General features: G+C 68.0%; 9 protein-coding genes. 4 read left to right on the top strand and 5 right to left on the bottom strand.

Annotated elements, in window-relative coordinates:
• Positions 1 to 112 precede the first annotated feature (112 nt).
• Both PZE19_RS32055 and PZE19_RS32050 read left to right on the top strand, forming a co-directional pair.
• On the top strand, positions 113 to 661 hold the full coding sequence (locus PZE19_RS32055; protein ID WP_277864756.1) for a sigma-70 family RNA polymerase sigma factor: 549 nt from the start codon (positions 113 to 115) through the stop codon (positions 659 to 661).
• The gene (locus tag PZE19_RS32050; RefSeq protein ID WP_277864742.1) at positions 658 to 3,963 is read left to right on the top strand and encodes a protein kinase domain-containing protein; all 3,306 of its coding nucleotides are present in this window, start codon (positions 658 to 660) and stop codon (positions 3,961 to 3,963) included. Before PZE19_RS32055 ends, PZE19_RS32050 begins: the two co-directional genes overlap by 4 nt.
• A 1,042-nt stretch (positions 3,964 to 5,005) precedes the next feature.
• On the opposite strand, the gene PZE19_RS32045 is transcribed toward PZE19_RS32050, so the two are convergent.
• The 4 genes from PZE19_RS32045 to PZE19_RS32030 all read right to left on the bottom strand — a co-directional run bounded on the left by PZE19_RS32045 (position 5,006) and on the right by PZE19_RS32030 (position 8,147).
• Positions 5,006 to 5,572, bottom strand: coding sequence for a hypothetical protein (locus PZE19_RS32045; protein WP_277864741.1), 567 nt, complete (start codon positions 5,570 to 5,572; stop codon positions 5,006 to 5,008).
• 652 nt (positions 5,573 to 6,224) lie between these two features.
• Positions 6,225 to 6,746, bottom strand: a complete 522-nt coding sequence (locus PZE19_RS32040; protein ID WP_277864675.1) for a helix-turn-helix domain-containing protein — start codon at positions 6,744 to 6,746, stop codon at positions 6,225 to 6,227.
• Positions 6,743 to 7,072 carry a type II toxin-antitoxin system HigB family toxin gene (locus tag PZE19_RS32035; RefSeq protein WP_277864676.1) on the bottom strand — a complete coding sequence of 110 codons (330 nt, stop codon included), beginning with the start codon at positions 7,070 to 7,072 and terminating at the stop codon, positions 6,743 to 6,745. Before PZE19_RS32035 ends, PZE19_RS32040 begins: the two co-directional genes overlap by 4 nt.
• 796 nt (positions 7,073 to 7,868) lie before the next feature.
• Positions 7,869 to 8,147 (bottom strand): hypothetical protein, encoded by a 279-nt coding sequence (locus PZE19_RS32030; RefSeq protein WP_277864740.1) that lies wholly within the window; start codon positions 8,145 to 8,147, stop codon positions 7,869 to 7,871.
• 295 nt (positions 8,148 to 8,442) lie between these two features.
• On the opposite strand from PZE19_RS32030, the gene PZE19_RS32025 reads away from it, so the two are divergent.
• Positions 8,443 to 9,582, top strand: coding sequence for a PDDEXK nuclease domain-containing protein (locus PZE19_RS32025; RefSeq protein WP_277864739.1), 1,140 nt, complete (start codon positions 8,443 to 8,445; stop codon positions 9,580 to 9,582).
• Positions 9,579 to 9,884 (top strand): hypothetical protein, encoded by a 306-nt coding sequence (locus PZE19_RS32020; RefSeq protein ID WP_277864738.1) that lies wholly within the window; start codon positions 9,579 to 9,581, stop codon positions 9,882 to 9,884. Before PZE19_RS32025 ends, PZE19_RS32020 begins: the two co-directional genes overlap by 4 nt.
• 774 nt (positions 9,885 to 10,658) lie before the next feature.
• On the opposite strand, the gene PZE19_RS32015 is transcribed toward PZE19_RS32020, so the two are convergent.
• Complete coding sequence (locus PZE19_RS32015; RefSeq protein WP_277864737.1) at positions 10,659 to 13,763, bottom strand: serine/threonine-protein kinase; 3,105 nt, start codon at positions 13,761 to 13,763, stop codon at positions 10,659 to 10,661.
• Positions 13,764 to 13,870 lie beyond the last annotated feature (107 nt).

Below are 13,870 nucleotides of genomic sequence, written 5' to 3'. Positions count from 1 at the left end.
GCGTCGCCCGTTGCGAGGCGACCGAAAATCGACGAATCTTGTTCACGACGCGCCCCGATCGGGCGGCGATGGCGGCTACAACCCCATGAGGACGCCGGAGAGCGACGTGGAGATGGCGTTGGAGCGATACCGCTCCTACCTGCGATTGCTGGCCGAGGCCCAGCTCGGGCGCGACGGGCGCCGGGGCGTCGAGCCGTCGGACGTCGTGCAGCAGACCCTGCTCGACGCCCACAGGGACCGCGCCGGCTTCCGCGGCGGCGAGGCCGAGCACCGCGCCTGGCTCCGCCGCCTCCTCGCCTGCAACTTCGCCGACGCGCTCCGCGCCCAGGGCCGGGCCAAGCGGGACGCCGGCCGCGTTCAGTCGCTGGAGGCGTCGCTCGGCGAGTCCTCCGCCCGCCTGGAGCGGTGGCTCGCCGTCGACCAGTCGTCGCCCTCCCGGCGGGCCGAGCGGAACGAGTCGCTCGTGCGTCTCGCCGATGCGCTGGTCCGGGTGCCCGAGGACAATCGCCGGGCCCTGGTGATGCGGCACTGCCAGGGGGCGAGCCTGGCGGAGATCAGCGAGGCCCTCGGCCGCACGCCGCAGGCCGTGGCGGGGCTGCTCAAGCGCGGCCTCGCCCAGCTCCGGGACGAGATGCCCGACGACGAGGGGGGCGCCGGATGACCGGTCCGGATCGCGAGCGGGCCGTCGAGCGGGTCATCGCCGAGTATCTCGCGGCCGAGGACGTCGGCGCGACCCCGGACCGCGCCGCGATCCTCGCCGCGCATCCCGACCTGGCCCCGGAACTCCGTTCCTTCTTCGGCGGGCACGACCGTTTCGGCCGCCTGGCGGCCCCGCTCCGGGGCGACCCGGCCCCCACCGTCGATCTGGCCGCCGCGGTCTCCGCTCCGGGCGACGCGGGCGGGCTGCCCCCCGGCGAACAGGTCCGCTATTTCGGCGACTACGAGATCCTGGAAGAACTGGGCCGGGGCGGCATGGGCGTCGTCTACCGGGCCCGCCAGGTCAGCCTGAATCGGCCGGTGGCTTTGAAGATGATCCGGTCGGGCATCCTCGCCGACGCCGACGACCTGCGGAGGTTCCAGAACGAGGTCGAGGCCGTGGCCCTGCTCGACCACCCGGGCGTCGTGCCGGTGTACGAGGTCGGCGAGCTCGAGGGGCAGCGGTATTTCAGCATGAAGCTGATCGAAGGCGGCGGCGTCGCGTCCGGAGCCTTCATGGACGACCCCCGGGCCGCCGCACGCCTGGTGGTCGAAGCCGCCGAAGCGGTGGCGCACGCCCACGTCCGAGGCGTCCTGCACCGCGACCTCAAGCCGGCCAACCTGCTGCTCGACGCCGACGGGCATGCCCACGTCACGGATTTCGGCCTGGCGAAGCGGACCACTGAGGACGCCGAGCTGACGCAGTCGGGTGCGATCCTCGGCACCCCGGCCTACATGAGCCCCGAGCAGGCCGCAGGCCGCCGGGGCGCGGTCACCACCGCGACGGACGTCTACGGCCTAGGGGGCGTCCTGTATACGCTCTTGACCGGCAGGGCCCCCTTCGTCGGCGAGAGCGTCGTCGAGACGCTCGACGCCGTCCGGACGTCGTCGCCCGCCCGGCCTAGGCTTCTCAACGCGAAGATCCCCCGCGACCTGGAGACCATCTGCCTGAAATGTTTGGAGAAGGAGCCCGACCGGCGGTATGCGACGGCCCAGGCGTTGGCCGAGGATCTGCGGGCGTGGCTCGGGAGCCGGCCGATCGCCGCGCGGCCGACGGGCCCGCTGGAGCGGGCGGCCCTGTTCGCGAGGCGCAAGCCGGCGGCGGCGGCCGCTTGCGGGCTGGCGGCGGCGGTCGTGTTCCTGATCGGGGCCGGCGGGTCGATCGCGTGGCTGTGGCGGGCGGCCGAGAGCGGCCGGGTCGAGGCGGAGACGGCCCGCGCCGGGGCGGAGAAGGCCCGCGTCGATGTGGAGGCTGCCCACGTCCGGCTGGCGTCGGTCGAATACGGCCGGGCGGTCCAGGCGGCCTACGAGGAGTGGCGCGACGACGACGTCGTCGGGGCTCTGGCGATCCTCGAGGGCACGCGACCCGAGCTGCGCGGGTGGGAGTGGCGTTACGTCGATTCGCTCTGCCGCCCCGAGCTGGCGACGTTCCAGGGGCCGGGGGGTCGTTTCGAGCCGTATTTCGACGAGTCGGGGACGCGGATCGCGACCCTGGACGGGGCGGGGACGATCCGCTTCTGGGACGCGCGGAGCGGGGCCGAGCTCCCCGGGCGCGAGGGGCGGACGTTCGTAGGCCTCGACGCCCTCGGCCGCGACGGCGCGCGGGTCCTCGCGGCGGGCGACGGGGGTCGGACCGTCGTCGTCAAGGACGCGGCGAGCGGGGTCGCGATCGCCACGCTGGCGGGACACGCGGGCCGCATCTTCTCGTCGCGGTTCGACCGGGACGGCGGGCGGGTCGTGACCGCGAGCGAGGACGGCACCGCGAAGGTCTGGGACGCCGCGTCCGGCGCGGTGCTCCTCACCCTCGTAGCCCCGAAATTCTCGCTCTTCCCTCACGCGGAATTCAGCCCCGACGGGACGAAGGTCGCGACCGCGGACTTGCACGGGCCGGCGCGGCTCTGGGACGCGAGGACGGGCGAGGGGCTGCGCACGCTCGCCGGGCACGAGGGCGGCGTGGAGCGGGCGGCGTTCAGCCCCGACGGGACCCGGGTCGTCACGGCCGGGCACGACAAGACGGCGCGCGTCTGGGACGCGGCGAGCGGGGCCGAACTGCTGACGCTCAGGGGGCACGCCCGCCGGGTCTTCTCGGCCCTGTTCAGCCCGGACGGCTCCAAGGTCGTGACGGCGAGCGAGGACCGGACCGCCCGCGTCTGGGACGCGGCGAGCGGAGCGGCGACGCTCACGCTCAAGGGGCACGGCTCGGCAGTGTGGGCGGCGCGTTTCAGCCCGGACGGCTCCAGGGTGATCACGGCCGCCCTGGGGACCTTGGAGTCGACGCGGGTCAAGCCGGAGCCGGCTCGGATCTGGGACGCGAAGACCGGCCCCGGGCCGTTCACGCTCGAAGGGGGCCGGGGGTCGGCGCGGGCCTCGTTCAGCCCGGACGGGGCCAAGGTCGCGGCCATCCGGTGGGCCGCCGACCCTTCCGAATCGCGCGTCCTGGACGCGCGGACGGGCCGCCCGAGCTTGCGGCTCGGGAGTGGCGGCGGCATCTCGATCGAGTTCAGCCGCGATGGGAAGCGGATCGTGACGGCGGACTACGACGGGACGGCCAGGATCTGGGACGCCAGGGGCGGCGGGAATCTCATCTCGCTGAAAGGACACGGGGGCTTCCTGACGGCCGCGTCCTTCAGCCCGGACGGGTCGCGGGTCGTGACCGCGGGCGTCGACGGTACCGCGAGGCTCTGGGACGCGCGGGACGGGAGGGAGATCCGCGTGCTGAAGGCGCGTGGGGGCCGGGTCGATTGCGCCGCGTTCAGCCGCGACGGGTCGCGAGTCGTGACCGCGGGCTTCGACCAGGCGGCGACGGTCTGGGACGCGACGACGGGGGTCGAGGTGCTGAGGCTCGTCGGGCACGCCAAGGCCGTCGCGTCGGCTGCGTACAGCCCCGACGGCGCGCGGATCGCGACCGGCGGCTTCGACGACGTGGCGAAGGTCTGGGACGCCGCCGCCGGGGCCGAGATCCTGACCCTCAAGGGCCATACGGGCACGCTGTGGTCCGTGGCCTTCAGCCCCGACGGGTCGCGGATCGTCACCGCCGGCGGCGACGGGACGGTGAGGTTGTGGGACGCCGGCAGCGGGACGGAGGTCCTCGCCCTCAAGGGACACGCCGACGGGGTCCGCTCGGCGTCCTTCAGCCCGGATGGGACGCGGATCGTCAGCGGGAGCGACGACGGCACGACGAGGGTCTGGGACGCGCGACCCTATGCGGTCGTCCGCGCCGAGCGCGCCGACGCCTCGCCCATCCCCGATCCCGCTCGATCTCCTTGATCCTTCCATCCCCAAAACTCCGGAGTTTCAGCTGCAAGCCTCTGCCTCGAAGCACTCGGCGATCCTCCGAGTTCGGGGTCATGAGGTGGCGTGGGTCGAGAAAAACGATGGTGCCCGCCGCGAGCCGCTCGTCGGCACCCGAGCGTGCGGTGCGGGGCGCATCTTACGCGCCGGGGAGCGAGGGGTCTTGCTACGCGCCGGAAGCGCCGGACTCCCGCAACCCCCGTCGCGCTCGGTCGTCGCCGAGTCGAGGCGCGACACCCCCCTGGCCCCCTTGGGGAGTGCCCGAGCCGCACGCCTATCATGAACAGTGCACCGAAACCGCGGATTCGACGGCGCCACGGTCTTTCGGACGATGACGCCCCCGTTTCTAGCGCCAACCTGTCAACCAGCGCCAACTTCTCAACCTGAAGCGGGCCGCCGCCGACCCGGGGCGGGCCGCCCGCGGTCGAAGCCCGACGCCAGGGCGGTCTCCGCCCCGCGGCGCGCGCCGCGGGGGCCGGATTATGCGCCCTGATATGCGCTTCGGGGGCCGTCCGGCCCGATCCCCCCCTCCCCCGGGCGTCGCGTCTGGTTGGACGAGCGTCCAACCAGATGCGACGAGGCGTCTTGCCTGCCCCTCCCCGCCCCACGATCGAGTCGACGTCAGGGGGCGTTACCTGTTGCAGGAAATTCGCCGACGGATGATAACCCCCATTATCGGACCCGGCCTCGAGGTTTAAAACCCGTGCCTTTTTCGAGGCCGAAAGCCCGCCTGCTTCGGGCGTCCGAGCTTGGCGCTTATGTTCGAACGCGTGAAAATGAGACGGTCATGACGCCCGCGACACGGTCCTCAAGCCTTCTCACGTTCGTCTTGGTTCACGAGGACGCTGAGTCCTCGTGAACCAGGGTCAAGGGGACTTGGGGCCTTCCGACGCGACCTATCCGCTCCACCTATAGCCCAGAGGCCGCGTTCGCCAAGCCCTCTCAAGTAGAGGCGACGGGAGATGCCGGGCCGGAGCCCGAGTGGAAAGTTTAGCATATGAACGCCCCATGACATTCTTCAGCGGCTGCTTTCTCTCACCAGCGCTTTAAGAATGCTCAGCTCGATCGATCGGACGAAAGAGTACTTCGGCTCCGGCCCGGGTATCGTGACCGTCCCCTTGGGTAGTTGCACATCGTCGGACCAAATCGTCGCATGGTTCTTGCCCTTGACCTCACGAAGCGGCATCCTGCCTCGCCCCGAATGGGCGATCGTCATAATCGGCGAATCCTTTCGGGTCTCCAGGAAGAGGACGACTTGCTCCCCCTCCTCCGCATCCGAGATGTCGCAGGTCCAAAGCGACGAGGCGACGTAACGGACCTCTGGACCTGGCGTGCCCTTCCACGTCTCGACAACCCGGGCCGTGGCGACCTTAACTCGCGGGAAGACTCGATCATCCTCGGTCTTGATGTCAGCGGGGCCGTCCTCGACCTTGGAGACTTTCGCGAGGACGATCAGATCACTCCTGGTGGCGAGCTCCTTCAACGAAGTCTCCGCCACTTTGGCCCAGACGATTAATGGGAATGACGTCAGGAAAGCGACGACGAGCAATCTGAAAGTGCGGCAGACTTTACGGTTCCACATCATCGTCCTCGTCTCCCGTTCCGTTGATATGTCAAAGGTCATCGGAAGTCCACGCGGTACGCCGGAGATTTGACGTAAATCCGGAACAGACGCAGCAGCTTTCGCCGATGCGATAGGAGTGTTCACTCTTTAGACGTCAAACGCTTGTAGAGAGTTCGCGTTGGCATTCGTCAAGCGATCACGAGGCCAGCCGATCTTGACCTCAAGCATACCGCCCCTCGGATCCTGCCGCACCGCCTCCCGGGCTCAATCGGGTCCCGTCTCGACGGAGCTGGCTGCCTTGTCGAATGCACGATAACCCCTCGATCCTGCCGATAGGGAGTCGGTCTGCACCCGAAAAATAAACCCCATTATCAGACCCACCGACGATGGCGGGGGTGGAGTAGACTCGCGACGCCGTGAAGGCGCTCACCCGATCTCGGAAGGCGATCGAGGCTCGGAAGACGGGCATCACGAGCACGGCCGGGGAGCTCACTCCGACCTGCCGACGATACGATCCCAGGAGCGACGAATACCGCGGACTGCTGCGGGCGTACCTCGAGTTCCAGACGAGGCCGATCCCCGCCCCGGATTCTCCATGCCCGGAAGAATTACAGGACGGCGAGGATCGACGAGCCGCCTGCCTGGGGCGAATCCGTCGGCTGCGGCTATTTCGTCATGTCCTCGGCAGGAAGACCGCCGGCGGAACCTTGAAGAAGCGAGCGAGGTCGACGACTTGGGACTTGGTGAGGTTTCGGGCGCCGCGAAGTACGGCGGAGACGGTGGACTGCGAGATGCCGACCTCGTCCCGGAGGTCGGTCTGGCTGACCCCTTTTTGCTCCATCAGCAAGCCGAGGACGTCGGCCTCGGAGGCGTCCGGGATCGGGCGCGTCCCGGCCTCGTAAGCCTCGACGAGGCCCGTGAGGACGGCCAGATACGATTCCGCGCCCTCGTCCAGGTCCCGACACATCAGAGTCTCGACCGTCGCCAACGCCTCGCCGAGGTGGGCGTCGTCCCGGATGGGTTGCAGCGGGAACTTCTTCACCAGGGCGAGATAGTTCCGAAGGTGGAAGGGGGGCGTGAGGGACGCCGTCGGCTTCATACGCTTCGCCTTCGCCATCCCGCCGGACGAGGCTGGAAGGCCGGCGGCCTCGTGCCGCTTCGGGACCTTGGCCCGTGATCCTTTCTTGATCGTCATCGTCTTCCACCTCTCTTAAGGGCCTTGCCCTCAGGCTTCTCTTTCGGCGACGCGACCGCCCCCGCCTTGGATTTCCCGGGCGGGTCGGGCTCATGGCACCCGCATTGGTCGGGCCATAGATCCCTGTCGTATTCCTTGTGGTCCATCACCCGTTTGATGAACACGATGGCTCGGGCGAAATCGACCTTGGCGATGATCCGATAGTGATTGCCGCCGACGTCGAAGACGAAGCAATTGCCTACCTTGTCGGCCGCGCGGAACGTCTGCTGGAGTTCTCCGAAGTTGGCCCAGACCATGGCCTCGGTGAGCTTGTACCAGGCTCTCATGCGAGACTCGGCCTGAGGATCTCCCGGCCGAGATCGCCAGAAGTCTCGCAGCGGCGCCAAGGTCAATACGTGCATGTCGGTTTCCCGGAAGTCGCAGCGGCCCTGGGCCTACTATCGCAGAATGCGTTGAACGCGTCCAGGCCAAGTATCGCGTATTGCGATAGGATGGTCCTGTCGTCGCCCGGGGTCGAAGGCCTGGGGGCCCGCACGACGCAGTCCGGCGCGTATGCAAGCCGGGACCTTGTCTCAACGTCGGGAGAAGGCGAAGCCGGGGTGGATCGGCTCAAGTCGAGCCGAACCAGTATAACGCCCATTATCAGACGCTGACGTCTGGTTCCTCTTCCGCCTTTTGGTGCTGCTCTTCGCCCACGGTCGAGGCGTCTGAGAGCGGCTGTCCAACATGCGGCCACGGTCAAGAACGTATCATCGTTACAAGACATAAAGGGCGTTATGTCCTTGAAAATATTACATATTCAGACGTTCATAATACTTCGACGAACGGGCTACAGGCCCGAGCTTCGCCTCGCTCCTCCAGCGTCAGGACCAACATCGTCTGAGGTTGGCCTTTGCCACCGACGTGGCCGAGTCAATCCGAATGATCCCCGAGGCTAGGCTCGGGGTTTGCCGGATCTGTTCGGTGTCCTACGAAGTCTCATCTGGAAGACCGAATCGGCATGAAGTTTGCGCGAACCGGGTTCCGGCGAAGGGGTGATCCGGCAAGAAGTTTAATCGCCATGCCTGAGAATCACCTCGACGCTGGGAGGAGTCTCGCAGCCGGCTTCGCGGACCCCTGGATTCAGGATTCCGCTCGAGCGCAGCCAGAGGCGGCGTCGCGGAGCGAGATGAGTTCGACGGCCCGGTTCAGGAGCAGGCTGTACGCCTCGGCGTGACGACCGGTGCCGACGTCGACCCGGAGATCCTCGGCGTCCTCATCGGCGAGGAGCGTCCAGACGAACGCGCTCGGTCCCGGGTGACGACGACGCGTCAGGCGATGCAGCTCGTTCCGAGCGACCTGGTCCTCGGGGATGAACCGGCGGAGCCCGGTGTGATCGATTTCGCCGACGAATGCCCTCATCGCGTCGTCATAGCACGGCCGGGGTCGCCGGCCAAGCGAAACCTCCACGCTGGTCAGTCCTGAGGCGAGAAATCGTCGGCCCCCCGCCCGTGATTTCGCCGGTTGATGGCGGAAGATAAAACCGGTTGCCTTCCGCCATAAACCCCGAGCGAGGCTGCGAGGGGAGTCCTCGATTGGATCATGGACGGCACCTGCGGTAAGCTTCACGAATGGCCATGACGAGCAGCAGCCCCGACCCGCAGCCCCCGCGTCTCCGGCGGCACGCCTCCCGCATCCCGGAAATGGGGGACGGGGCATGAGCAAGGCCAGGAAGCCCGCCGCGCCCCAAGCCGCCGGCTTGACCTTCGAGGGCCTCGTCCTGTCGATCAGCGACGTCGACCACGATCTCGGCGTCCAGGCCGGGCGCGCCGTCAACATCAGCCTCACGCTCCGCAACTGGCTCATCGGCCTCTACATCGCCGAGTACGAGATGCAAGGCGCGGATCGCGCGCGGTACGGCGAGAAACTCCTCGCGAATCTATCGGCCCGCCTGGTCGGGGCCGGCGTCAGCCGGGCCGAGGAGCGAGAACTTCGACGCTACCGGAAGTTCTACGAGACGTATCCTCGGATCCGGGAGTCGCTGCCTCCCGAATTGGCGGAGCGCGTGATCTCCCAGACGGCCGGGCCGACCGCCATGATCCGGGAGTCGGCGACTCCCGAATCCGGCCCGGACGGGAAGGCGTTGATCTCCAGCCTGTCGTTCACGCACATCGTCGAGCTGCTGGCGATAGGTGAAGCAACCAAACGTTCCTTCTACGAGGCGGAGTGCATCCGGGGCAACTGGTCTGTACGCGAGTTGAAGAGGCAGATCGCTTCGCTCTACTTCGAGCGCTCCGGGCTGTCGCACGACCGGGCGAAGCTGTCGGGGCTCGCCCACGCCTCCGCGGAGCGGGCGACGCCCGGCCTGACGGTTCGCGATCCTTACATCTTCGAATTCCTCGGCCTCAGGCCGAGGGAAGTGATGAGCGAATCTCATCTCGAGGATCAGCTCCTGGACAGGCTGCAGGAGTTCCTGCTCGAGCTCGGCCACGGATTCTGCTTCGAGGCCCGCCAGAAACGCATCCTCATCGGCGACGTGCACTATTTCATCGACCTCGTGTTCTACCATCGCATCCTGAAGTGCCACGTGCTCATCGAGCTCAAGCTCCAAGAATTCAACCACGAGAACATCGGCCAGCTCAACACCTACGTGAGCTGGTACGCGAAGAACGTGAGGGGTGAGGGCGACGGCCCGCCGATCGGCATCCTCCTCTGCACGCAGAAGGACCACGCCCTGGCGGAATACGCCCTGGCGGGGATGGACAACCAGCTCTTCGTGTCGAAATACCAGCTCCACCTGCCTCGACGCGAGGAGTTGCAGGAGGAAGTGGAGCGGACGCTCAAGGAGGGGTCGTGAATCCCCCGGGGCGGTCGATGGACGATCTGGCGAGGTCCATGTCGTCGCTGGCTCGCCGGGCGGTGGAAGAGTACGAGCCCCTGGTCGAGTCGATCATCCTGGACCCATCCCCCGGAATCAGCGAGGTCGAGCGTACGCTGGACGGCCTGCTGGACTTCTGCTTCGACCCGCGGGCGTCGTCGCTCTACAGGAAGCTCTGTCGCCGCTATTTCGCGATCGACCCGACGGCGACCTTCGAATACATCCGGGCCTACCGCGAGATGTGGGATCCCGAACAAGAGACGCCTCGACAGGCCGAATGATCGGCCGACGAGAGGACGGAGGATGAACGAGGGGTTGGGCCGCTCCCGGACCGCGAGGTCGTCGCCGCCTTGACCCGTGAGCTGGGCTGGAGCCGCTTCGTCGAGCTCCTCCCGCTGAACGACGGCCTCGGCCGCGACTCCTACGCCGAAATGCGCCGTATCGAGCGTGGAGCGTCCATATGGACTTCCCCACGGATGGCGAGCGCCTAGGTAGGAACGTAAGCTCGACCTGCGGAGGCCCCCCGATGGCGAAGACCCGAAGGACGTTCACGCGCGAGTTCAAGGTCGAGGCGGTGCGTCGCATCGACGAGCCTGGCCTCGCCCGGGGGCGAGGCGACGCTCGTCGCCGAGGTCGTCTCGTCGGATACGTTCGCGGGGTGGCACGAGACGCCCGAGGGCGACCTCGCCGGCCTGCTCCGGGAGCTGGGCCGGGCGGGGAACCACTTCCGCGGGGCGCATCCCCGGCAGCTGCTGGCGGCCCTGCGGGCCGACCCTTCGATCCGCCCGCTCGCCGCGTCGGCCCCGCTGACTCCCTGGCGCTGGCGGCTCCACGGCCGGACTTACCTCGTCGGAGGCCTCGCCTTCCGCCTTGGCCCGTGCCGCGGGCGGTGCCACCCGGAATTGCCGCCTCGGCCTCGGGCAACTTGTGGCACGAGCGGTCGTCCGTGCGAAGACGATCTACCCGGCGGTGAACCTGGTTCTCTTCATGGATCAAGGCTCCGACTGCCGAAGCCTCCGGCTTCCGGCCGATGGTCATCCGGTCGCCGTCGGATTTCACCGACGCGGCGGGGGCTCTTCGAGGTCGATCGTCATCTTCGCTTCCTTGTAGGCCAGCCACAGGATGAGGTTGCCTGAATCGCCGCTGTTGCCCGAGCCCGGGCCTTGCCCGACTTTCGGGAGCGGCTTCATCCGCCCGGCGGTCCTGGTCGCAAGGTCCCTGGCCTCCTCTTTTCGGCCGAGCCGGAAGAGGCACATCGCCCGATAGAAGTCCGCCGTGTCCGCCGCGGTGATATCCCGCCAAGGGGTGGCGGCTGACTGGAAGGTTTTCTCGGCCTCGGCGAAGCGGCCAATGCGGTACTCGGCCATGCCCAGGGCCAGGAGTTGTCTCTCCCCCTTGTGGAGCTCGACCGCCTTCCGTCCCAGATCCAGCGTCTCGCGCTGGACGGCCTGGTCGTCCGACGGCCGCAAAGCGCCGACCTGTGCGGCGCGGAGCGCCGTCGTTGCGTCGTTGGTCCCCCGGGCGAACTCGAGGATGCGCGTCCGGGTCTCGGCGAAGTCGTCGTCGAGACCGAACCACGCCTGGAGCGCCGCGACCTTCCATGAGCTCGCCGGCTCCTTGCGGCTCGCCGCGGAGCACTCCTCGAGGAGCGCCTTCGCGCGATCGCCGCGGCCCGCGGCCATATGGACGCGGGCCAGGGACGTCATGCTCTCGAGCGTATAGACGTGGTCCGGACCGAACTGGGCCTTCCCTCGAGCCAGCGTCTCTTCCAGCAGGCGGAGGGCGTCCGCTTCCCGGCCCAAGGCCGAGTAGACGTCGGCCAGGACGCTGTTGGCGGCCAGGGTACTACGGTGATCGGGGCCGAACTTGTCCTTCAAAAGGGGCAGCGTCTTTTCGAAGAGCGAGAGCGACTCGGCGTGCCGGCCGAGTTCGTTGTAGATCTTGGCCAGATCGGTCGTGCTGGCAAGGGTGTCGGGATGATCGCGGCCCAGCGCGGCTTCCTCCCTGGGCAGCGCCTCCTCGAAGAGCTTGAGCGCCTCGGCGTGGTGGCCCATCTCGTCGTACATGCGGGCCAGGTTGAGCTTGGCGAACGTCGTGTCGTAGTGCTCGGGACCGACCTTGGACGTTTGCCTGGCGACGACCTCTTGCTGCGTTTCGATGGCTTCGGCGTGCCGGCCGGCCTCCAAGTACATGCCCGCCAGGTTGCCCATGGACCAGATGGCGAGCTCGTAATCCGGGCCCTGCCCGGCCTTCATGAGCCTCACTGCCTCTTCCATGCGATTGATGCCCTCGGCGCGTCGGCCGACGAGCCAGTAGTTGGTGGCCACGTTCATCAGGCTCTTGAGCGTGTCGATATGGTCGGGGCCGAGTTCGCGGCGACGGATCTTGTAGTCGGCCTCGTGCTGCTCGAGTGCCCGATCGAAAAGGCTCAGGAAGAAGAAGGAATTTCCGATCGTCCGGCGGAGCCGGGCTTCGATCAGCGGTCGGCCGCGGAAGTCTCCATCGATCGACGGCAGGGAAGCCGTGATGGCGTCGACCAGCTTGACGTCGTAGCCCAGGCCCCCCTCCTGGCCCTTGGGGCGAGCGGCCGCGAAGATCTTGCCCTCCACGAAGCCCAGCACCGACTCGACCGACTCTTTCGCCTTCTTCTCCTCCTCGGCGGCGGCCAGGGCCTTCTTCTCGTTCGACTCGGCCAGGACGCTCTTCTCTTCCGCGTCGCGCTTGGCCTTGCGCTCCGCGTCGGCCGATCGCCGGGCTTCCACCAGCCCCAAGGTCGTCCCGGCGATGCCCGCCAGCAGCGCGAGCAGCACCAGGCTCGCCGCGAGGACCTGGCCGCGATTCCGCTTCACGAACTTCCGCAGCCGATAGCTCGCGCTCGGCGGGCCGGCGGCGACGGCCTCGTTATTCAGGAAACGCTCGACATCCCTCCCGAACCCGGTCGCGGTTTCGTAACGGCGGTCGCGTTCCTTGCTGAGGGCTTTCAGCACAATCCAGTCGAGCTCCCCCTTCACGAACCGGCCCAGTTTTTGCGGCTCCGTCCTCCGGTTGGCGGCGATGCTGGGGGCCGAGTCGACCGTGCTCAGCCGGCTCGACGGCGTCGGCGCGTCCTGCTCGCGGATCAACCTGAGCATCTCGTCGAGCGCGGCCTTCTTCATCGACTCCCGCGTGATCGGCGTCGTGCCCGTCAGCAGCTCATACAGGATCACGCCGAGGGCGTAGACGTCGGCCCGGGTGTCGACGTCCACGGCGTTGAATGCCGCCTGCTCGGGCGCCATGTACAGCGGCGTTCCCATGACGCTTCCGAAGGCCGTGAACAGCGTGTTCTCGCTCAGTTGCAGCCCCGAGGTCGCCTTGGCCAGGCCGAAGTCGATCACCCTGGGCATCGGCTTGCCGTCGTGATCCTCGACGAGGATGTTCGTCGGTTTCAGGTCGCGGTGGATGATGCCCTTCTGATGCGCGTGCTGCACGGCCGAGCAGATCTGCACGAAGAGCGCAAGCCGATCGCGGATGCTCAGGTGGTGGGCGTCGCAATACTCGTTGAGCGGGACGCCTTTGACCAGCTCCATGACGAAGAACGGCGAGCCGTCGGCCGTCGTGCCGGCGTCGAGGAGCTTGGCGATGTGGGGGTGGTCCATCAGAGCGATGGCCTGCCGCTCGGCCTCGAACCGCGACAGGATCGTCCGCGAATTCCCCTGATGCACGCGGATCAGCTTGACCGCGACCCGGCGCCTGACGGGATCGGTCTGGTCGGCCATCCAGACCGTGCCCATGCCCCCTTCGCCGATCTGCTGGAGCAGTTTGTACCGGCCGGCGACGACCGTCCCCGCCGACTCGGCGGAGAACTGCAGGGACGCCGCTTTCGTGCTCGAGCCGTCGCGATCATGGGCTTCCGTGGCGGTTCCCGCGCGGGCCGGGCTTTCGGGGGCGGCGCGCTCGGTGACGGGGAGGTTTGCGATCGAGGAGGATTCCGCCGTTGCGGGAGGGCCGGGTTCCAGGAACCGGCCGGCGCCGTCGTGGGCGGCCAGCATCTCCTCGACCAGACGGCGAAGCCCCGCGTTCCCCCGGCAGGCCTCGTCGAGATAGGCGGCGCGGGCGGCCGGGTCGTTCCGCTCCAGCGCGTCCGAGAAGACGGTCATCAACTGCGGGTCGGGGCTCGGCATCGAGTCACCTCGGGGATGGGAGTCGAGTCACAATGTCCTGCATTTTTCGCGATTTCACGCCTGCGTATGACTTCCGACGACGGGTGGCGGACCCGCCGCCGGCCAAC

The organism is Paludisphaera mucosa (genome assembly GCF_029589435.1).
Lineage (GTDB): Bacteria > Planctomycetota > Planctomycetia > Isosphaerales > Isosphaeraceae > Paludisphaera > Paludisphaera mucosa.
The sequence above is the reverse complement of the archived record's forward strand: the minus strand, read 5'-3'. Positions and strand labels throughout refer to the sequence as shown.